Raw genomic sequence first — 19,102 nt, forward strand, 5'->3', positions numbered from 1 at the left:
CGGGTGATCGGTGGCGACTGTCAGTCAGGTTGCCAGAACTCCGGACCACAGCAAGCAGACAGGTTTCATTCACGCCACATGCAGGTTTAGCTGGTCAAGACTCAATCGAACAGTTATCATCCGCGCCGTTAGTACCACGCTGTAAGTCAATCAGGCCTTCCGGCCCCCTCGATGGATTCCAGGTAACGAACGCATCCGCCTATCAAGCGATGCCGCACAGTTCCTTACCAGACCCAACCTGCTGACTGATCAGGCCGTCTTGCGCAAGCACTGACTCAGCCTGCCTCCGAAGTACCGACCCGCATAAGCACTGTCAGAACTGAACTTATGCGCGCAGTCCCGCTCCGATCAGACTCATGCCTTCGATCCAGAAAGTCGAAAGCTTGGAGCTTTATTTAGCGCAATGACGCGCCCGTTTTAGGAAACACCCCAAAAATGAATACTCAACACCAAATTCAGGATGCCATTCGCACCCTATCCAACGCCTTTGCGCCATTCGATTGCCGCATCCTTGCAAGCCGCAAGGGCAACTTCAGCTTCACTATCGTCAACCAGGCCGGTATTGCCCAGCATACCCAGCGCCTGTACCCCGAGCAGTACAGCAGCGAATCCTTGCCGCAGGTAATCGAACGCGCGCGCCAGTCGTTACTGGCCTGACCGAACTTCGCCACTCCACTGAGGTCTCAATCTATTAGCCTCAGGATGGAGTACGGTCATGGATAGCATTAATCGCCAGTTCGTCGAACAGTTGTTTGCTCCTTTACGCGTTACTTTCAGCCCGCGCCGCCCAGACGGAGGCATCGTCCTCTCCCTGATCGACGCCGCTGACGCCACCGCTTACAGCCGGGTCCTCAGCGCCGCCCAACGTGATGACTCGCAAGCCTTTGCGCAAAGCCTCGAAGAAATTCGCCTGGAACTCGCCGTTCGCTCCGGCAACATTCCCGCAGAAATGCGCAAAGCACTGAAAGAACAAAACGGCGTGCTCAACTACCAAATCGACTAAAAACGCTTTAACTCCAGCACAGCCCAATGCCGCTCACGCAAACCCGCTGAGCGGCATTTTTATTGCCCAGAGTGTAGAACCGTGGCAACTATCCCCACGCCCCGCATGTCGTACCTGGATGCAGAGATGCCGCTGCAGGATGTGGTTGAGCGCGGCGCTACCCATCAACATGAATACCAACAACGCCACCCAGAGTTGCAACTGCTACAGATCGCAATGATCGACCTGCACGGCGACCTACCGATTGCCGACGGGTAGCGCTGCGCTCACCCTACGAGGCCCGCGCTACCCTACAAAAGGCTGTGTTTCCATACTCTGTTGCGCCCAGGTGTAGGGGGCTGGCTTCGTAGGGTGCGCCGCGCGCACCAACACCAACACCGGTGCCACCACAGACGCCTGGTGCGCACAGCGCACCCTACCGATTACGGCCGCTGCAAGCAGTGTCATGCTTCCCCGGGCGCCCCATGCAACACGCAATGGGTACATAGCCTACAAAACATGGACAGCAGCCTCTGCAGCTCCAGCAAAGCGCACGAAATGCATGCCCAGGCAGAACGCGGGAACGATCAAGCATCGCCTTGGCATTGCGCGCCTTTGCAAATAGGCAAGCAAACGCACCCCGCCAGAGGCAAGCAGAGAAACAGATAAGGATTAACAGACAACCCGAACGGGTTTGAAAATGGAGGCGACCCCACCAGCCACACCCCGGCACACAATGTCACCGCTACGGCTGCTCCCTTCCAGGCCTGACCGGGTTCACGGTTGATCGTTGCGGGGGGACCGGCAGGGCCACCATAACGCTACCCGCCTTGCGGCGAGCGGGGCCATTGTACCGGCTTGTCCTGAACTTACAACTGCTTCAAGCGCGTAGGCGAGAGAATCCCACCGAAACAGACTGGATGGCTTTCACGGCTGCCAGTAACAGCCCTGCGCCATCGGCGGATCACGAAGCCAGACCCGGATTACACCGAGGCCTGCAGCGCCCGCCAGGCTACCTGCACGGAATTTCCGTGGCAGCGGCGGGTCAGAAAAGGCTCAAGTGCCTGAAACCTGTCCGGGAGCAATGCCAACGGGACAAAATCGCAGTACTCTGCGTGAGGCATTTTCAGCGCCACCCTCTCATTTCAAGGAGCAACAACATGGCTATGACTAAAGACCAACTGATCAGCGACATCGCCGAAGCCATCGATGCACCCAAGAACACCGTACGTGCGGCACTTGAGCAACTCAGCGAAATCGTCAGCGACGCCCTGGAAAACGGTAGCGAAATCACCTTGCCAGGCATCGGCAAGTTGAAAATCAGCGACCGTCCAGCCCGCACCGGACGCAACCCGCAGACCGGCAAAGCAATCGAAATCGCCGCGAAAAAAGTCGTCAAATACGTACCGGCCAAGGCCCTGACCGACGCGGTCAACTGATCAACGCACGACGCAAGCGGTATCCGCTGCCCTGCCGAACCACTGGCCGACAGCGGAACTCTAGCTGAGTGAGATTGCGCGCGAGGCTTTGCAGCCGCACGGCCTCTTAGCAGCAAGGGCGGACAGCGTCCGCCCACCAGTCGACAGCATCACGCCGAAGTCACAGAGCGCCGCACAGCCCCCCCTGCCAAGCAGCCAGCATCGGCAAAACCGCTGCTATGGCTCGATCCGTCGCTGCAGGTGGATCCAATCGACGATCTCGCCTTCAGGCGCGTAACCACTCACCGTTTCACGCAACAACTGGCGCACTCGGTCGTAATCATCACGCTCGACTGCATTGAGCAGATCGGCCAGCACCTTCTTGAAGACGTCCCAGGACAGACACTCCTCGTTGGCGCGCATGATCATCGGGTGCTCGGTCGGGCTGACGTTATCGCCGATCAACAACTCCTCATACAGCTTCTCGCCAGGGCGCAAGCCGGTGAACTCGACGGTGATGTCACCGTGCGGATTCTTGCTCGAGCGCACGCTGAGGCCGCTGAGGTGAATCATCTTCTCCGCCAGCTCGACGATCTTCACCGGCTGGCCCATGTCCAGCACGAATACATCGCCACCCTGCCCCATGGCACCGGCCTGGATCACCAGCTGCGCTGCTTCGGGAATGGTCATGAAATAGCGGGTGATATTCGGATGGGTCACCGTCACCGGGCCTCCGCGACGAATCTGATCGTGGAAGCGTGGAATCACCGAGCCCGACGAGCCCAGCACGTTGCCGAAACGCACCATGGTGAAACGGGTCTTGTTGACCTGATGCACACCGTCTTCACTTCTGAACAACACCGGCGCCGTCTCCGCACTCAACGCCTGCAGCACCATCTCGGCCAGACGCTTGGTGCTGCCCATCACATTGGTCGGGCGCACGGCTTTATCCGTGGAAATCAGCACGAAGTGCTCAACCCCGGCCTTCACCGCCGCCTGGGCGGTGAACGTGGAGCCAAGCACATTATTCAACACACCCTCGGCGATATTGTGCTCGACCATCGGCACATGCTTGTACGCTGCCGCGTGATACACGGTATTCACCGCCCAGGTGCGCATCACATCGAACAAGCGCCCGGCATTGCGAATCGAACCCAGGATCGGTACCAAACGCAACGGCAGAGACTCGCGGCGAATGCGCTGTTCCAGCTCGCTGTGAATACTGTAGAGGTTGAATTCGCTGTGCTCGAACAGCAACAAGGTGGTCGGCCCGTTCGCCACTATCTGCCGGCACAACTCAGAACCAATCGAACCACCCGCGCCGGTGACCATCACCACCTGACCACGAATGCAGCGCTCGAACAAAGCCCGCTGCGGCGGCACCGCATCGCGCCCCAGCAGGTCGGCGATGTCCACTTCCTGTACATCGTCGACCTTGACCCGGCCGCTGGCCAAGTCCATGAACCCGGGAATACTGCGCACATGCAGTGGGTACTGCTCGAGCAGCTCCAGGATCTCGCGACGGCGAACCCGGCTGGCCGAAGGGATCGCCAGGAGAATCTCGTCGGCGCCCGTTTCATTGATCAACTGCTGGATATGCCTGGAGGTGTAGACCCGCAGCCCGGCGATCACCCGATTGGCAATATTGGCATCATCATCGATGAAGGCCACCGGTCGCATACCCCGGCCCAACCGCAACGCCGCAATCAGCTGATTGCCCGCCGCGCCAGCGCCATATATCGCGACCTTCGGCAGACCGGCATCACGCCCCTTGAGCCGGTTGGGTTGGTCCGGTGAGTACCAATCGCCCATAAAATACTGACGCATCACCAACCGCAGCCCACCAATCAGCAGCAGGCTCAGCCACCAGTAGTTGATGACCATCGAGCGCGGAATGAGCTTGGGCGCCCCCTGATACCAATACACCGCCAGCGCCAGAATCAAAGCAGAGAGCGTAACCGCCTTGACGATGGCAAGCAGCGCATCGTTACCGAAATAACGCATCACCGCCCGGTACATGCCAAAGCGAACGAACAGGGGAATGGCTATCAATGGCGCGGCGGCAAACAGCCAGGCATGCCCGGCAAATGGCTCTACAAAAAGAGGGTTTCCAAGTCGCACATAAAAAGCCAACCACAGCGCCGCCCAGACCAGCCCCACATCCATGCTGACCTGAATCAGTCGCTTATGGCGTCGTGGCAGCCGTACCAGACGGCTACGCAACTTTTCGGCAAGTCTTAACACAACAACACCTCAATCCTGAGAACTTGAAAACCAGCGAAGTGAAGCCCCCCGCCGGAAAAACCTGACTCTTGATGGGAAACTAACAGCCGCCACCCGTAGGAGCGGCCCATGGCCGCGATGGCGGACGACGTCCGCCCAAAATCAAAACGCCCCACCGAGATCAAGCCCAACACCATCACATGCCACACAACCTAAACACCAACCAAAACATCAGCCTGAAGTACCGTACCAGGCGCACATACCACCCCATCGGCAACCACAACCCGGTAACCTGCGCTACACCCTGCCTGCAGCCAAGCCCGGGCGCCAATCTTCACGCCACCGGCCAACTGAACACCAACCCCAAGATGGGCAAAATCCCCGAGACTGGCATCGTGATCGACTGTTGCATTGGCATTGACGATAGCGCCCTCACCAATCACCGCATCGACACCCACCATCGCCAGGGCCATGATCGCCGTACCCGCACCAATGGTTGCGGCAGCACTCACGCAGGCGCGAGGATGCACCACCGTTACCAGCGGCAAACCGGATGCATGAATGGCCTTGACCCACTGTTCGCGCACGGCGTTATTGCCAACCGCAGCAATCGCGCCCGCTACCTGAACCTCCAGTGCAGCCAAGCCCGCCAGATTGGTTACCACAGGCCAGCCGAAACTCTCGCTCAATCCTGGCCAACGGTCATCGGCAAAAGCGATCCGCTGCCATTCACCACTCAGCAGCGCCGCTTCTGCAACCGCCTTACCGTGACCACCCGCACCGATGATAAGTAATGTCCGCTCGCTCACGTCCGCGGCTCCAACTCACCGGCATGGTATTTCACCGCCAGGCCCAGCAACGGCACATAAGCAATCAACAGCCCCAACAAACCGTCTATGCCGCCCAAACCAACCCAAAGCGCAACGGGCAACAGCCAGAGAAGATTGATCCCGCCCACAACCAGAGTCACCGGCAAATGTCGGCCAACCCGGCGCGAGGCATATTGATAGGCATGGCTGCGGTGGGCTTCATACACTTTATCGCCCCGCAACAGCCGGCGTAGCAAGGTAAAGGTGGCATCGACGATGAACACCCCAAGTAGAATCAACCAACTCCACAGCAACTGCGGCGCTACCCAGGCCGCCTGCAGAGACAGCACGCCCAGGGTGATGCCGAGAAAGCCACTGCCCGCATCGCCCATAAAGATCCGTGCCGGCGGGAAGTTCCAAAACAGAAACCCCGCAACCGCAGCCGCCAGCAACATCGGCGTAACCCAGGCCGTAGGCTGAGCTGAGCCTGCGATACCCACCAAGGCATACAGCAACGCCCCACCAACACACACACAGATAGCCTCGACGCTAGCAATACCGTCGATGCCATCCATAAAGTTATAGAGGTTGAGCAGCCACACCAGATACACCGCGGCCAGCACATGACCAAGCCAACCCAGGTCAACGGTGAAACCGAACAAAGCCACCGGCGGCAAACCACCCAGCCAGAACAGCGCCCAGATAGCCGCGGTAAAATGCCCGAGCAAGCGCCAGCGTGCAGCGATATGACCGTGATCATCGAGGAAGCCCAGTACGGCAACCCCCGCCCCCGCCCCCAACAACGCCCAAGCCAAAGGCCAAGCGATGAAGTCCATACCCGCCATCAACGGCAAGGCCAACAGGAAGCTGACCACGATAGCCACCCCGCCACCACGCGGCGTCGGTACCGAGTGCGAACTGCGGGCATTGGGAATGTCCATCAGGCTGCGGGTCAGGGCGTAACGGCGCAGCGCGCCGGTCATGAAAAGCGAAACGCCGACAACCGCCGGCAATAACCACCAGATACTCATTTGGGTTGCTGTTCCAGAAAATGCTTGGCCGTCTTGCGCAACGCTTCATCAACGCTGAGCGGCGGTGTCCAGTTGAGTAACTCACGTGTCTTGCTGATGTCGACTTGTAGCGAGCCACACAGCCGCTGGGAGAGCGCGCTCTTCCCGAGCATCGCTGCCCCAACCTCCAGCAGCCGACTCGGCACCGGCAGCAGTCGGGCTGGCTTACCCAAGGCAACGCCCATTCCGCGCAACAACTCGGTAGTCGAGAGATCCTCACCATCACTGACCAGAAAGGTCTGGTTGGCGGCGGCGGGATGGCCGATGCAGGTCACGATCAGGTCCACCAGGTTGTCCAAGGCAACCAGGCTGCGCCGGTTGTGAATAGCCCCAAAAGGCAAAGGCACGCCCTTATGCAACCAGCGCATCATGCTCAAGAAGTTGGCTTTCACACCCGGCCCATACACCAGCACCGGACGAATAATCACCACCTCCATCCCGGTTTCAGTTGCGAGCGCACGCAGCCCCTGCTCGGCCTCCATCTTTGAAATACCATACGGATCAGCAGGCGCAGGCTGGGCATCGGCGAGGTAAGGCACACCTACAGCGGTGCCTTCACCGTTGACCTTGATCGAGCTAATAAAGATAAAGCGGCGCACACCCGCTGCCGCCGCCTGACGAGCCAGATTCAAAGTACCCTGCACATTGACCTTGCGAAATACAGCCAGCGGATCAGTCTCCGCCTCATTCATCACGTGGACACGCGCCGCGGCATGCACAACTACATCAACGCTCGAAAGTGCTTCAGACCAATCAGTCTCGGGGGAAAGATCAGCAACGCGGACGAGTTTCACCGCATCAACAGGTGCAGTATTTTTGCCACGTATGGCTCCTGTGACGAGGTAATTGTCTTTTCGCGCCAGCGTTGTAACCAACCGTCGACCTACAAACCCTGAAGCGCCGGTGACTAGTACATGCATCAATAATTACCCCAAGACAAAAATTCAAACCCGGTTCCAGTAATACCGCGAACGCGACAAGCGCCGCCAAGCGACGTATTACACCACCAGTCGATCAATGTAAGCGGCCATTTCATTAACAATCATCGACTGAGTAAAGTCAGTATGTGCACGCGTGCGGGCCGCTTCTGCCAGCGAGGCTCGCAATTCGCTGTCTGAATAAAGTTTTACCATGGCTTCGCTGATTTCTCCGATAGCCCCTGGCGTATGAAGTAACCCTGTCACACCCTCTTGAACAGCATCACTCAGGCCGTATATTCGCGAAGCAATTGCAGGCAAACCAACCCCCGCTGCCTGGATAGTCGCCAAACTGAACCCTTCGCGGTAGCTCGGCAAACTGAAAATATCGGATGCCGCCATGTAGGCTTCGGGATTGTTGGTAAACCCTACCCGGTGGCAGCGGCCCTTGAACCTCGAACTCAGCTCAGCGAGCGTCTCCTCTACACCATCCTCATCCGGGCCGACGATCAATAGATGAGCCTGTGGGCAGGTCATCGCGACGTCGGTAAAAGCCCGCTCCAAGTCAATGATGCCTTTTGCATAGGTGAGTCGCGCCATAAACAAAAAAACCACGGCTGATTCATCTAGGCCAAGCTCTTGTCTTATTTCTATCCGCGCAACCGGATCCGGTTTGAAGCGAACAAGATCCACACCGCTGATCGAGCCCTTCCCTAAAACTTCAATTTTCGCAGGCTTTACAACCTTTTCGCCGATCAAAAAAGCACGCTGTGACGGACTGTCCGCAAGCAGGTGAGTTGCAGAAAACACGAGAAGTTTGTCGAGCATTTTCAGAAAAAACCTGGAGAGACCTTGCTTCGTATACCAGACCTGCCCCGTGAATATATGAACACGCCGAGGGACGCGAGCCATGTACCCGGCAAGCATCGTCAAAAGCCCCGACTTAGGCATAATTGAAAGCACGCAATCAAACTTTTCAGCGGTGAATATCTTGAACAATTTTATCAACGATACCAAATCACTGAATATCGAAACCTTACGCTGAATGGGAAGTGGAATAAAATGTATGCGCTTATCCAGAAAACTATAAATTTCACCAGCCTCCGCATTTGCCATTACCGTAACACTGTACGTTTCCGCCAACTTATTAATGTGTTCCACCATGAACACTTTCAACGCCACCGGCACCGTAGCGACCACGCATACTTTTTTCAGTCTAGTCATTGTTCGCCACAGCTCTGGAATTGGTTTTTCTGATAAATAGACTTAATAATTCAGGCATCGCTCGCGGCAGTGACTGCTCAAACTCAAACCCAATCTCTCGCTGAATTTTAGCTGAACTGTAGCCTGTACGCCTTACAAGCTGATCAATCCGCTCGTTCGTCAAAGGCAGCCTGACAAAGGGGGAGGCCAGCTTGACCATCAGTCGCAATGCACCTTCAGGCAGCCTCAACCCCGGCTTCGATACACCGTAAACATCAGCCATGGATTCAATGACCTCAGTAAGCAGGCAGTCATTGGACAAAATGAACGTCTGCCCTTTTGCTTTTTCCGCAACGGCGCACAACATCAAAGCCCTGACAACATCATTGACATGTACATAGGTGGAAAGTGCATCTTTAGACCCAATATAGAAAAATAAACGCTTTTGAACCATAGCTGACAACTGAAAAAAAGATTGGTTTGGCATGGACGAACCGACCACGATCGAAGGGCGCAAAATAGTATAGTTAAACCGAGGTTCACTCTTTGCAAAACTGATTACCAGCTCATCAGAAATGGTTTTTGTCACTTCATAATCCCCAGCAGGGGATGGCGAAAAACCTTCATCAATATGACGGGTCGCTGCTGGTTTACCGTATGCACCCGTACTGCTCAACTGAATCCAGTGAAAATTTGCTCCGGTGCGTTGTATTTGTTTACTTACCGCGCTCAGAAGGTTGGCTGTGCCACGGACATGCAGGTCATACATCAAGTCTGTGTTTTTAACCTCACCAGCACAGTGGTATAAAATATCACAGTCCTCAACAAACTCCAGAAGCTGATCCTCTACAAGCAGATCGCCAGCAACTACTTTCAACCCGGGGTGACTTATACTACCTTTGCGAGAAAGCATGCTGACCGTATGACCCTGATCCAGCAGAGCGGTACAAAGGGGGCCACCGATAAATCCTGTGCCGCCTGTTACGCAAACCTTCATAAGCCACTCCTTGCGAGGGTCAAAAACTGAAACATCTCGATAAAACCACATACTGTAGCGCCGTGTTTGTCCGATGCAATAACGACAAACGTTTTCATTGAGCTATCACCCTCCTAAGAGAGCGTTAAAGTGATAGGGCATAAAGGGCGATGGTCCGACTCCCGCCTCAGATATAAAATTTCTGTAGCTGGTAAAGGCTGCCAATAAGCCAGCCAAAATAAAAATAACCTTGATGGAACGGTCAAAATTTAATTCGCACCGACTAAAGGTAAGTAGTATCGCCAAGGGAAATGAAAAAGAAATCAAGTCGAGGAATCTCAGCCCTGCATATGAAATACTCGACAGCGCCCAAAATACCACAACAAAACCACCGCCTAAAAATATGAGCTTCAACTTCTCAATATTGGGGAGCCTGGACACAACGACGCCGAATATAAGCAGCAGAAGTACTGCAACCTTCCCAAGACCCGAAAACGGACTGGGCGATTCCGAGGCTTGATAAGAAAGAACTTTAGCAAGAAAATAATCGCTATTGATGCTGAAGATCGCCAACATGACCGCACTCGCTAAGGGGACGATCAAAATATTCGAAGCCTTAACCCAGCGTGTTTGTGACGCCCATATAAATACCAAGGAGACGAGCGAGGAGTAGTGAAAAAATAATGCCGTGGTCGCCAAAAGCAGACCAGACGCCTTATGACTTCTCCTCACTTGTTGCACCGCGAGCATCAGCAACATGGCTGCGACACCAATCCTCAGCCCATTCAGCGTGTATTGATAGACAAACGCAGGAAGCATATAAGACAGCAACAAAAATTTTTCATTTTTATCGGAGCGAAACAAGTATACAAACATGATAAGGAAAATCACGACGCTCACAAGCCTGATGGCAACGGAGGCCGAACCCGTGACTATCGCAAACGCCCAACTCATAAGAACGAAACCCGGCTCCATTCCTGTCCAGGATAACCCCCCCATCAACTGACCTACTACATACTCGTAGGTGTCAGTATCTGTACCCACCGCCCCACGAGAAACTGAGATAACCAGAAAAAACAGCAGGGCCACAACAGCAAACAAGCGAGTTTTATAGCCCGATAACGCGGTCAGAAAGAGCGTGATCAAAAGAATGAGCCAGCCGAATAGGTAAATCATTCAGAATCACTGCCAAAGCGTGTCTTGAGCGCACGACGAACATAGCGAATCAATGACCAAGTCTTCAATACGTAGCTGTATGCCCCTCCAATCTTTCGCTTCCCGTGCATCGCATTGTAAACGTCAAGTTCACCTTTTTCCATTTTCCACAAATGACTACTCAGCCCAGTGGCTCCATACAGAGGCTTATGGCAAAATGTTAAAGGTTGAGTTATTGAATAGCATTTCAGGACAGAGCAACAAATATCACACCAAAGCTCGTAGTCCTCACAGAACCTTTTACCCTCGGGGAACCTGAAAGGCAGGTCTCGTCGCAACATGATCGAAGGCGTAGAAAACTGATTGGAAACCAATAACCGGTGACGGGTCACCTCTGTAAACGTTACGTCGCCCTTTTCGTATAACCTAGACACCACTTCAGATACAGCGTCAATCGTCAGTCCTTTCTGCCCCGTCAATACAGCCGTCGGGTTCTGTACCATCCACTCGTACTGCAATTCTATTTTCTGGTGGTGCCAACTGTCATCGGAATCGAGAAACGCAACATAACGCTGCGTCGCCATATTCCAACCTTCGTTTCTCGCGGTGCCGGGACCGGAATTAACGTTCAGAGAGACAATCTTGATCCATCCTGGCGCATACTCTGCGGCATACTGATGCAATACACTTAACGTATCGTCAGGACTCGCATCATCGATCAAAATAACTTCAGCAGGGCGCAACGACTGCCTATATACAGAATCAATCGCGCGACGTATTGTCTCTTTGCAACTATAGCAAGGAATAACGACGCTTACCTGAGCGACGCACGATTTTTGAATACAAGATTCGGTATCCATTCAGCACTTCCGATACTATATAAACCGACTAGGACTGCCTCGTCGCTAGTTAAATCTATTAACCGTCAACCGGCAAGCTTAAATTATCAATTGCAACACTGCACTTCCCATCACCTATTCATATCGCAATCCAGACGCAAACAAGCTTACATGCAAAAATCTGAATAAACTCCGGCAGCGTTAGCATATACATTTTATCGACCAAGGCTTTGCTTTATATAATCCAATGTCAAAAGCAACGTCTTGATCTCACTGACATTAAGCAACTGAGTGTTGTGAGAGGTGTAATCATCGACCGTATTGGCTTCGATATGCCCCTCAACGATAAACTTGTCATAGTTCAAGTCGCGGTTATCTGCTGGAATACGGTAGTACCGCCCCATGTCCTTCGATTTGGCCATCTCCTCACGCGAGACAAGCGACTCATAGAGCTTTTCGCCGTGACGAGTACCGATGGTGTTGACTTGTGCATTGCTGGAAAACAGCTCTTTCAGTGCAATGGTCAAATCACCGATCGTACTGGCCGGTGCCTTCTGAACAAAGATATCTCCTTGTTCTCCGTGTTCAAACGCATACAGCACTAAATCAACAGAATCTTCTAAGCTCATCAGAAAACGAGTCATATTAGGATCCGTCACGGTCAGTGGGTCGCCCGCTTTGATCTTGTCGACAAAAAGAGGAATAACCGACCCACGTGATGCCATCACGTTACCGTATCGAGTCGCGCAAAAAACTGGACCACCCTCCCGAACCGTACGGGACTTGGCGATCAGGATTTTCTCACCCATTGCCTTTGAAATGCCCATCGAATTTATAGGGTATACAGCCTTGTCAGTACTTAGCAGCACGACGCGCTTTACTTTGTTTTCCATTGCAGCGTTCAGAACATTCTCGGTTCCGTGGATATTCGTCAGAACCGCTTCCATCGGAAAAAACTCGCACGACGGGACTTGCTTTAACGCTGCTGCGTGAAAAACATAATCAACACCGGCCATGGCACGACTTATACTTTCATAGTTCCTAACATCACCGATATGGAATTTAACCTTAGGATTATTTAGAGCAATTCGCATATCCTCTTGCTTTTTTTCATCTCGGCTAAATACGATGATCTCTTTGACATCCGTATTTATAAACCTATTCAGGACAGTGTTACCAAATGAACCAGTCCCACCTGTAATCATCAATACTTTATTATGAAACATATCACACCTGAATATCGACTAAGTTTAAGATGCCATGCGCATGCTTGCCACAAGCGCCTCCCATGAAGGCGGATTGTAACCTACTTCAGCGCGAAACCGTGTGGAGTCCAACGACCGATCTATCCTGAGCGAAGCGTCAGCGGTCAAAACGACATGTTTCCCGTACTCTTTCGCGACCAATTCCAATAGCGAATACTTGTCTATCGGGTCAGCCGAGACATGGTACAGCCCCTGGAGGTCCTCACGAGGGAGAACGTAATCGCTGATCACGCTTGCCAATTCGTTGGTAGGCAGACCTGAAAAGATGGCCTTCGAATAGCCCTTCACGGCCCCCTGCTGAGACAAAAACCAATCAACCAGAGAATTAGCCGAATTCAATTCACGGCCTATAATTGAAGTACGCAAGGTCACCGCATTTTTAGAATCCGTGACTTCTCCAATAAACTTCGATTTACCATAAAGATCTTCAGCATCTGAAATATCAGACTCCAAATAATTCCCTTTAGTACCCGAAAAAACACAGTCTGTGCTTATTTGAATCAACCGCGCATTGGACAGCTCGCAAAGTTTCAGAAGCCTGTGTGGCAGCAATGAGTTTATGGGGAGCGTCGCCAGTGGATCTTTCGCACTGGAAAACTGCTTAATTAGACCAACACAATTAATCACAACCCTGGGTTGCTCTTTAACGAACAAGTCGGTCAGCTCATCAGCATTCAATACATCGACGTTAGCAATCAAACGGGTCTGCTGCTCTTCCTCGAAGTATTTCATGCCCGCAGCACTACGCATCGTTCCGTGCACGTCGTATCGGGCGTCGCGATCGAGCCTCTTGAACACCGCGCTACCTAACATTCCGGTTACACCCAGGACCAATACTTTCATCACCGCCTCTTCAAACTAGTTCGTGAGTACCAATATTATCTAAACCGCATCAAATTGCGCCTAAATACATAAGCGACAACACCTACAACTGCCAGCACACAAGCGGCCTCGAAAGTAAGTGCCACATACGGATTAGACATAGACGTTGCTATCCATTGAACAGACACACAAAACAGCATAAAAACCAGTGTTGATATGAATGCAAAACATAGAAGCTCACTATTCACCTGTCGCATAAAGGAAAACTTTTTCGCCAAGATGAAAAACGTCAGCACTATTGAATAGACATTATAAATCAACCAAATATAGGCCCCACCCATTACCCCAAATTTGGCTACCATAAAAGGCATCAACAGTAAAACAATGGGAATCCAAACCAGATTCAACCGCAGGGAAATGTGGGTCCATCTCGCAGCCAATTGAAGAGAAAAAGGCACAATCAATATGGATTGAAGTGCAGTCCCTACTAATAGCACAGGCAATAAAGGTGCAATGCCGCTAGCCAGCTCCGGAGAGAAAAGCATACTTATTGGCTTGTCTCCAAAATAATAAACAGAGACACAAAGAACGACCATCAAAAATGTTATTACAGAGCAACTAATTCGAAAAACACTTGCCACCCTGCCCTCATCACCTGAGTTAAGGTTTACCGAAAAACGCGGAAAAAGCACGGAGTTCAATGCGGATGAAAATATATAGGGCAGCCCCGCCAATGTGCTGGCCAACGCGTACGCAGCATAGTCTGAAAGACCTACGTGCCCGCTGAGATACAATTTATCGTACTGCACCACGAATACTGATGTTACAGAGATTAATAAAACACCTCTGCTAAACGCCCATCCTTTTTTCAAGTATAGAAATCGCGGCGAAATAAACGTTAGAACGCGACGAAACTCCATCGTGATACTGAATAGCAGTGAAAGCACATAGACCGCTTGGGTTAGCACTTGAATCAAAAAATAGGACTGTATATTGCGCCACTCCGGCACAATCATCATCAACATCAAGACACCCAGCGTCCTTGCCAGCGAGTAAGGTATATAAAGGCAATTGAGCTTCACTTGTTGCTCACGCCCAACAAATGCGCCCTGTAAAATCAATACAGGCAAGTTAAGCCCTACAAACAGCCCCATACATATTAACGAATACTTCACGTCGTGGAATGATAGCGCTGAAAAATTCAACCACCTTCCTACAAGATAGTCCGACAATACAGTGATCAGACCTGTCAGGACTACGCCTACGACCGCAAAAAAGCACACGTAGGTCGCAATCAGTGAGCCGGAAGACATGGAGTGGCGCCGGTGAGCTCGATTCTCTCGCCCCTTACGCCTGGCGAGTTGCTGAATCACATTACTCGTCAAGCCTCCCTCAAACACCATCATGACCATGACTATCGTTGAGAAAAACCCTACCAGCCCCACCGCCTCCGCGCCCAGCAACCTGGAAAGCAGAGGTAGCGCTGCCATGCTGGCTAATGCGTAAACAAATCGCCCGGAGAGGCTCGCCAATAATAGAGACTTAAGGTTGCTTTGCTTATTCACACTGGGCCTATTGTTATTTTTCAACGATTGGCAGATTCACCAACCGCGTCATCAATGCCCCGCCGCTCAACTTACCTTTCAGGTTCTGGTCAAGTTTTTCTCTCGCGTGGCTGACATCATTTACAATAGCGACCACTTCTGCCCCGTTGCTGGGCCCAGGTCTCAGCAGCCTTTTGAGCTTGGCCAATACATACCGGCAGCCCACTGATACAAGCTCGGAGAAGACGCTTAACGCCCCGGCATTGGGAACGCGATGCGAAACAGCGTTACGCCATGCACGGTAAGTTTCTCGAGCAAAGTCTGGATGGTGGAAAAAACACAATGCGTATAACCGAGCCAAGTTATAGCCCTCGGTGGTTTTACGATGCTCCAGTGTTTCCCACGCTGCATGCCCCCAGACCGTTTCGACGCTGAAAAAGCGCGGCATGATCTCCGGCCAATTCAAATTTTTAAACGGCGTGAGGTGCGGATCTTTTTCCAGCCCCCCCTTGTGTTTACCTGTTGCGCTTCGACCACTATTACTACCGCCACCACCACCTGGCATCGTAAAAGGGAAATCCAGAAGATAATATTCACCACCTTCCAGGCATAAGGATACTGCAGCTGACATGTCAGGACTTGTCCCGTACAAAAGAGTCCCGTTATGTGCGGTGATCACCTCCAGCGTCGCCCTGGAAACCAAACCGTGATACAGCTTTGGCATTCCGTCGGTGCCTTGAAATGCGCCTGCTTTCGCAGCATCGAGCATTTTTGCGACGTCATGTCTTTCCAGGGAAAAATCAAAGCCACCCAGGTAAATACGCCCCGCATGAGCGGCACCATAGTTTTTGGTTTTGAAGTCAGGCCAATAATAAGACGCTTTGACTCGCGGCGTGATCATTTTTATACCGTGCAACTTTGCAAACGCTGCAACTTCAACTATGTAACTTGAAACCGTGTCGTCGTCCCCAATCAGGCAGACATACTCGCCCGTTGCAAGTTGGAGCGCCTTCTCATGATTTTCGGTCATGGAGAGCCGCTCGGCCCAATGCACGTATATTAATCTTTGATTTTTTTGAGTTGCTGCCCAGGCAGCCAGCTCGCACTCGTCGTTGCTTGTATCATGGACAACCACCTGAATCTCTTCAGACGCGATACTCAAAAGGCTTTCAACACAAGAGATCGCATATTTCGACCGATTATGAGTGGCAATTACAATGGAAAGCAGATAATCACTCATTTAAACACCCATATCATTTTATATGCTTAAAAAACACAGCAGCCTGCACCTTGACCAGCATCAGTGACACAGCGAACTCCGGACATCCATTATATTATGCGAATTCATCGCCCAGTATTGCAGCCATCTCCAACGTTTGAGTGCATACTGGTGTCAGTAGCGCTTTTTTACAGCCGATTTGCTTTTCAAACCACTCTTGGCAAAGGTGTGTGTACTGACCATCGCCAGACATTTTACTGCTGCGCATAGCAGCCATGACATATTGATCTTCGTTACCGGTATAGGCCGGCTTGTTAAATGGGATCATTTGCAAAGGTCTTCTAAAAATTTAGTTTCAAGTTCTAGTAAATCTTTTTTTCGCACTACCACCGACTTAAAGACAAAACGGTGCGACATGAACAAACTTTCCAATAATTATCTTACCGGTCAAAATACAAAAATCATCGACTCTTGAACTATCGCCAATCTCAATTTGATCAACACTGTAGATATTGGCTTTATCGCTGATACAAACATTCATGCCGAGACTCTTGAAACCCATTTGCTCAAGAATATTTCTAGATAAATCCGCCATAAGAGCATCTTTTTACTGAGTCAGGAGCGACAACAAATACTGACCATAGCTATTTTTACTAATTTGCTCACCAATTCTTTGCAGATCGTCAGCGAAGAGCCAGCCATTGTTAAAAGCGATTTCTTCGAGGCAGGCGATCTTGTAGCCTTGGCGTTTTTCAATAGTTTCGACGAAAAGACCAGCCTCAAGCAGGCTTTCATGAGTACCTGTATCCAGCCAGGCAAAGCCACGGCAGAGCAACTCAACATTGAGATCGCCGCGCTGCATATAGGCTTGGTTGATACAGGTAATTTCCAGCTCCCCTCGGTGAGAGGGTTTTACCTGCTTGGCAATCTGCACCACATCGTTATCGTAGAAATACAGACCAGTGACGGCATAGTGAGATTTTGGCTGTTGTGGCTTTTCTTCAATGGATATAGCACGCTTGTTTTCATCAAATTCAACCACGCCAAAGCGTTCCGGATCTTTGACTTGATAACCGAATACTGTAGCGCCATTGCCACGGTCAGCCGCAGCCTTGAGCATGGGACTGAAGCCTTGGCCGTAGAAAATGTTATCGCCAAACACTAAACAAACGGCATCGGTACCAATGAAGTCTTCGCCAATAATAAAGGCTTGAGCTAAACCGTCTGGGCTGGGCTGGGCTGCACAGCGTAGCTGAGGCTTATACCGAACTCACTGCCATCACCTAGCAAGCGCTGATAGCCACTTATGTCTTCCGGGGTGCTGATCAATTGAATCTCACGGATACCTGCTAGCATCAGCACCGAGAGCGGGTAGTAGATCATCGGTTTGTCATAGATAGGCAGTAGCTGCTTGGACACACCTTTGGTGATCGGGTACAGACGGGTGCCGGACCGCCGGCGAGGAGAATGCCTTTCATGTATTGCTTCCTTTATGCTGTGGCACCCAGACGCTCACGTTGATAGCTACCATCCTGTACGCGACCGCACCACTCGAGGTTGCTTAGATACCACTCGACCGTCTTGCGAATCCCCGACTCGAAGGTCTCGATGGGTGTCCAATTCAGTGCACGCTGGATCTTGCTGGCGTCGATGGCGTAACGCAGGTCGTGGCCGGGACGATCCTGGACGTGGGTAATAAGGTCTTTGTAGGAGCGCCCTTGCCATGGACGGAGTTCATCGAGCAGCTCGCAGAGGGCGTGGACCACTTCGATGTTCTGTTTTTCATTGTGGCCACCAATGTTGTAAGTCTCCCCCACTACCCCTTCGGTCACAACCTTATATAGTGCACGGGCATGGTCTTCGACGTAGAGCCAGTCGCGTACCTGATCGCCCTTGCCATAGACGGGCAGCGTTTTGCCTTCCAGGGCGTTAAGAATGATCAGCGGAATGAGTTTTTCCGGGAAGTGGTACGGGCCGTAATTGTTCGAGCAATTGGTAATCAGCGTCGGCAGCCCGTAGGTACGACTCCACGCACGCACTAGATGGTCGGAACTGGCCTTACTCGCGGAATAAGGAGAGCTGGGGGCATAGGGCGTGGTTTCAGTGAACAGCTCATCTGGGTCGTCCAGATCGCCATACACCTCGTCGGTGGAGATGTGATGAAAGCGAAACGTGTCTTTGTGGCTGTCATCCAAACCTAGCCAATACTGGCGCGTGGCCTCTAGCAGGGTATAGGTGCCCACGATGTTGGTTTCAATGAATGCGGCTGGGCCATCGATGGAGCGGTCGACATGGGACTCAGCAGCCAGATGCATCACGGCGCCGGGTTGATGGTTGTGGAACACCCGCTTCAGTTCGGCGCTGTCGCAGATATCGACTTGCTCGAAGGCATAACGCCCACTGTCGCTGACGTCGAGCAGGGACTCAAGATTCCCTGCATAGGTGAGCTTGTCGAGATTGACCACGCTATCAGCGGTGCTGTCGATGATATGGCGAATGACCGCCGAACCGATAAAGCCGGCACCGCCGGTGACAAGAATTTTCATGGTGTTATGAAACCATCTTGGGTGAGGTAAAGAGCCAAAATTTTTGCTCCCCATTTCTCTTCTATGGTGGGTTGGCTGAGTAAAAAGCTTCGCGGATAAATCCGCTCCTACGGG

General features: G+C 52.2%; 19 protein-coding genes, 1 other RNA gene and 1 pseudogene. 4 read left to right on the forward strand and 17 right to left on the reverse strand.

Annotated elements, in window-relative coordinates:
- The first annotated feature begins 435 nt into the window (after positions 1 to 435).
- The 3 genes from R3355_RS05365 to R3355_RS05375 all read left to right on the forward strand — a co-directional run bounded on the left by R3355_RS05365 (position 436) and on the right by R3355_RS05375 (position 1,261).
- Positions 436 to 657, forward strand: a complete 222-nt coding sequence (locus R3355_RS05365; protein ID WP_172151094.1) for a hypothetical protein — start codon at positions 436 to 438, stop codon at positions 655 to 657.
- 58 nt (positions 658 to 715) lie between these two features.
- Positions 716 to 1,003: a DUF3509 domain-containing protein gene (locus R3355_RS05370; protein WP_318947197.1), complete on the forward strand. Its 288-nt coding sequence runs from the start codon at positions 716 to 718 to the stop codon at positions 1,001 to 1,003.
- A 126-nt stretch (positions 1,004 to 1,129) separates the two neighbouring features.
- Positions 1,130 to 1,261: a hypothetical protein gene (locus R3355_RS05375; protein WP_318960363.1), complete on the forward strand. Its 132-nt coding sequence runs from the start codon at positions 1,130 to 1,132 to the stop codon at positions 1,259 to 1,261.
- A 431-nt stretch (positions 1,262 to 1,692) separates the two neighbouring features.
- Here R3355_RS05375 and ffs read toward each other — a convergent pair.
- Positions 1,693 to 1,789, reverse strand: an RNA gene (ffs, locus tag R3355_RS05380) — signal recognition particle sRNA small type.
- Positions 1,790 to 2,142: 353 nt separating this feature from the next.
- Here ffs and R3355_RS05385 point away from each other — a divergent pair.
- A complete protein-coding gene (locus R3355_RS05385) occupies positions 2,143 to 2,421 on the forward strand; it encodes an HU family DNA-binding protein (RefSeq protein ID WP_318947198.1) in 279 nt (92 codons plus the stop codon).
- 216 nt (positions 2,422 to 2,637) lie between these two features.
- Here the strand turns inward: R3355_RS05385 and R3355_RS05390 are convergent, their stop codons facing one another.
- The 16 genes and pseudogenes from R3355_RS05390 to rfbB form a co-directional block, all read right to left on the reverse strand.
- Positions 2,638 to 4,566, reverse strand: coding sequence for a polysaccharide biosynthesis protein (locus R3355_RS05390; RefSeq protein ID WP_413243483.1), 1,929 nt, complete (start codon positions 4,564 to 4,566; stop codon positions 2,638 to 2,640).
- Positions 4,567 to 4,835: 269 nt separating this feature from the next.
- Entirely contained in the window at positions 4,836 to 5,432 is a 597-nt protein-coding gene (locus tag R3355_RS05395; protein ID WP_318960365.1) for an acetyltransferase, read from the reverse strand.
- Positions 5,429 to 6,463 (reverse strand): glycosyltransferase family 4 protein, encoded by a 1,035-nt coding sequence (locus tag R3355_RS05400; protein WP_318960366.1) that lies wholly within the window; start codon positions 6,461 to 6,463, stop codon positions 5,429 to 5,431. Before R3355_RS05400 ends, R3355_RS05395 begins: the two co-directional genes overlap by 4 nt.
- On the reverse strand, positions 6,460 to 7,422 hold the full coding sequence (locus tag R3355_RS05405) for an SDR family oxidoreductase (RefSeq protein ID WP_318960367.1): 963 nt from the start codon (positions 7,420 to 7,422) through the stop codon (positions 6,460 to 6,462). The genes R3355_RS05400 and R3355_RS05405 overlap by 4 nt, the downstream gene beginning before the upstream one ends.
- A gap of 78 nt (positions 7,423 to 7,500) precedes the next feature.
- Positions 7,501 to 8,643: a glycosyltransferase family 4 protein gene (locus R3355_RS05410; RefSeq protein ID WP_318960368.1), complete on the reverse strand. Its 1,143-nt coding sequence runs from the start codon at positions 8,641 to 8,643 to the stop codon at positions 7,501 to 7,503.
- The gene (locus R3355_RS05415) at positions 8,636 to 9,619 is read right to left on the reverse strand and encodes an NAD-dependent epimerase/dehydratase family protein (protein ID WP_318960369.1); all 984 of its coding nucleotides are present in this window, start codon (positions 9,617 to 9,619) and stop codon (positions 8,636 to 8,638) included. The genes R3355_RS05410 and R3355_RS05415 overlap by 8 nt, the downstream gene beginning before the upstream one ends.
- 105 nt (positions 9,620 to 9,724) lie before the next feature.
- Positions 9,725 to 10,774, reverse strand: a complete 1,050-nt coding sequence (locus R3355_RS05420) for an EpsG family protein (protein WP_318960370.1) — start codon at positions 10,772 to 10,774, stop codon at positions 9,725 to 9,727.
- Positions 10,771 to 11,613: a glycosyltransferase family 2 protein gene (locus R3355_RS05425; protein ID WP_318960371.1), complete on the reverse strand. Its 843-nt coding sequence runs from the start codon at positions 11,611 to 11,613 to the stop codon at positions 10,771 to 10,773. The genes R3355_RS05420 and R3355_RS05425 overlap by 4 nt, the downstream gene beginning before the upstream one ends.
- 194 nt (positions 11,614 to 11,807) lie before the next feature.
- Positions 11,808 to 12,818: a polysaccharide biosynthesis protein gene (locus tag R3355_RS05430; protein ID WP_318960372.1), complete on the reverse strand. Its 1,011-nt coding sequence runs from the start codon at positions 12,816 to 12,818 to the stop codon at positions 11,808 to 11,810.
- Between the two features lie 24 nt (positions 12,819 to 12,842).
- Positions 12,843 to 13,700 carry an SDR family oxidoreductase gene (locus R3355_RS05435; RefSeq protein WP_318960373.1) on the reverse strand — a complete coding sequence of 286 codons (858 nt, stop codon included), beginning with the start codon at positions 13,698 to 13,700 and terminating at the stop codon, positions 12,843 to 12,845.
- A 35-nt stretch (positions 13,701 to 13,735) separates the two neighbouring features.
- On the reverse strand, positions 13,736 to 15,244 hold the full coding sequence (locus R3355_RS05440) for a lipopolysaccharide biosynthesis protein (protein ID WP_318960374.1): 1,509 nt from the start codon (positions 15,242 to 15,244) through the stop codon (positions 13,736 to 13,738).
- A gap of 13 nt (positions 15,245 to 15,257) precedes the next feature.
- Complete coding sequence (locus R3355_RS05445) at positions 15,258 to 16,463, reverse strand: glycosyltransferase (RefSeq protein ID WP_318960375.1); 1,206 nt, start codon at positions 16,461 to 16,463, stop codon at positions 15,258 to 15,260.
- Between the two features lie 94 nt (positions 16,464 to 16,557).
- Positions 16,558 to 16,770 (reverse strand): hypothetical protein, encoded by a 213-nt coding sequence (locus tag R3355_RS05450; protein ID WP_318960376.1) that lies wholly within the window; start codon positions 16,768 to 16,770, stop codon positions 16,558 to 16,560.
- A gap of 66 nt (positions 16,771 to 16,836) precedes the next feature.
- A complete protein-coding gene (locus R3355_RS05455) occupies positions 16,837 to 17,037 on the reverse strand; it encodes a hypothetical protein (RefSeq protein WP_318960377.1) in 201 nt (66 codons plus the stop codon).
- Positions 17,038 to 17,049: 12 nt separating this feature from the next.
- Positions 17,050 to 17,920: pseudogene (gene rfbA / locus R3355_RS05460) on the reverse strand (glucose-1-phosphate thymidylyltransferase RfbA).
- Positions 17,921 to 17,932: 12 nt separating this feature from the next.
- The gene (gene rfbB, locus R3355_RS05465) at positions 17,933 to 18,988 is read right to left on the reverse strand and encodes a dTDP-glucose 4,6-dehydratase (RefSeq protein ID WP_318960378.1); all 1,056 of its coding nucleotides are present in this window, start codon (positions 18,986 to 18,988) and stop codon (positions 17,933 to 17,935) included.
- Positions 18,989 to 19,102: the final 114 nt, after the last annotated feature.

Origin of the sequence: Pseudomonas sp. (assembly GCF_033723075.1) — a bacterium.
Classification (GTDB): Bacteria; Pseudomonadota; Gammaproteobacteria; order Pseudomonadales; family Pseudomonadaceae; genus Aquipseudomonas.

Bases quoted from the DNA above. Each gene is read 5' to 3' on its own strand.
- R3355_RS05415 (WP_318960369.1), bottom strand. From the start codon at position 9,619: ATGAAGGTTTGCGTAACAGGCGGCACAGGATTTATCGGTGGCCCCCTT.
- R3355_RS05370 (WP_318947197.1), top strand. From the start codon at position 716: ATGGATAGCATTAATCGCCAGTTCGTCGAACAGTTGTTTGCTCCTTTA.
- R3355_RS05365 (WP_172151094.1), top strand. From the start codon at position 436: ATGAATACTCAACACCAAATTCAGGATGCCATTCGCACCCTATCCAAC.
- R3355_RS05450 (WP_318960376.1), bottom strand. From the start codon at position 16,770: ATGATCCCATTTAACAAGCCGGCCTATACCGGTAACGAAGATCAATAT.
- R3355_RS05400 (WP_318960366.1), bottom strand. From the start codon at position 6,463: ATGAGTATCTGGTGGTTATTGCCGGCGGTTGTCGGCGTTTCGCTTTTC.
- R3355_RS05435 (WP_318960373.1), bottom strand. From the start codon at position 13,700: ATGAAAGTATTGGTCCTGGGTGTAACCGGAATGTTAGGTAGCGCGGTG.
- R3355_RS05455 (WP_318960377.1), bottom strand. From the start codon at position 17,037: ATGGCGGATTTATCTAGAAATATTCTTGAGCAAATGGGTTTCAAGAGT.
- rfbB (WP_318960378.1), bottom strand. From the start codon at position 18,988: ATGAAAATTCTTGTCACCGGCGGTGCCGGCTTTATCGGTTCGGCGGTC.
- R3355_RS05420 (WP_318960370.1), bottom strand. From the start codon at position 10,774: ATGATTTACCTATTCGGCTGGCTCATTCTTTTGATCACGCTCTTTCTG.
- R3355_RS05405 (WP_318960367.1), bottom strand. From the start codon at position 7,422: ATGCATGTACTAGTCACCGGCGCTTCAGGGTTTGTAGGTCGACGGTTG.
- R3355_RS05375 (WP_318960363.1), top strand. From the start codon at position 1,130: ATGCCGCTGCAGGATGTGGTTGAGCGCGGCGCTACCCATCAACATGAA.
- R3355_RS05445 (WP_318960375.1), bottom strand. From the start codon at position 16,463: ATGAGTGATTATCTGCTTTCCATTGTAATTGCCACTCATAATCGGTCG.
- R3355_RS05430 (WP_318960372.1), bottom strand. From the start codon at position 12,818: ATGTTTCATAATAAAGTATTGATGATTACAGGTGGGACTGGTTCATTT.
- R3355_RS05410 (WP_318960368.1), bottom strand. From the start codon at position 8,643: ATGACTAGACTGAAAAAAGTATGCGTGGTCGCTACGGTGCCGGTGGCG.
- R3355_RS05425 (WP_318960371.1), bottom strand. From the start codon at position 11,613: ATGGATACCGAATCTTGTATTCAAAAATCGTGCGTCGCTCAGGTAAGC.
- R3355_RS05390 (WP_413243483.1), bottom strand. From the start codon at position 4,566: ATGGATGTGGGGCTGGTCTGGGCGGCGCTGTGGTTGGCTTTTTATGTG.
- R3355_RS05385 (WP_318947198.1), top strand. From the start codon at position 2,143: ATGGCTATGACTAAAGACCAACTGATCAGCGACATCGCCGAAGCCATC.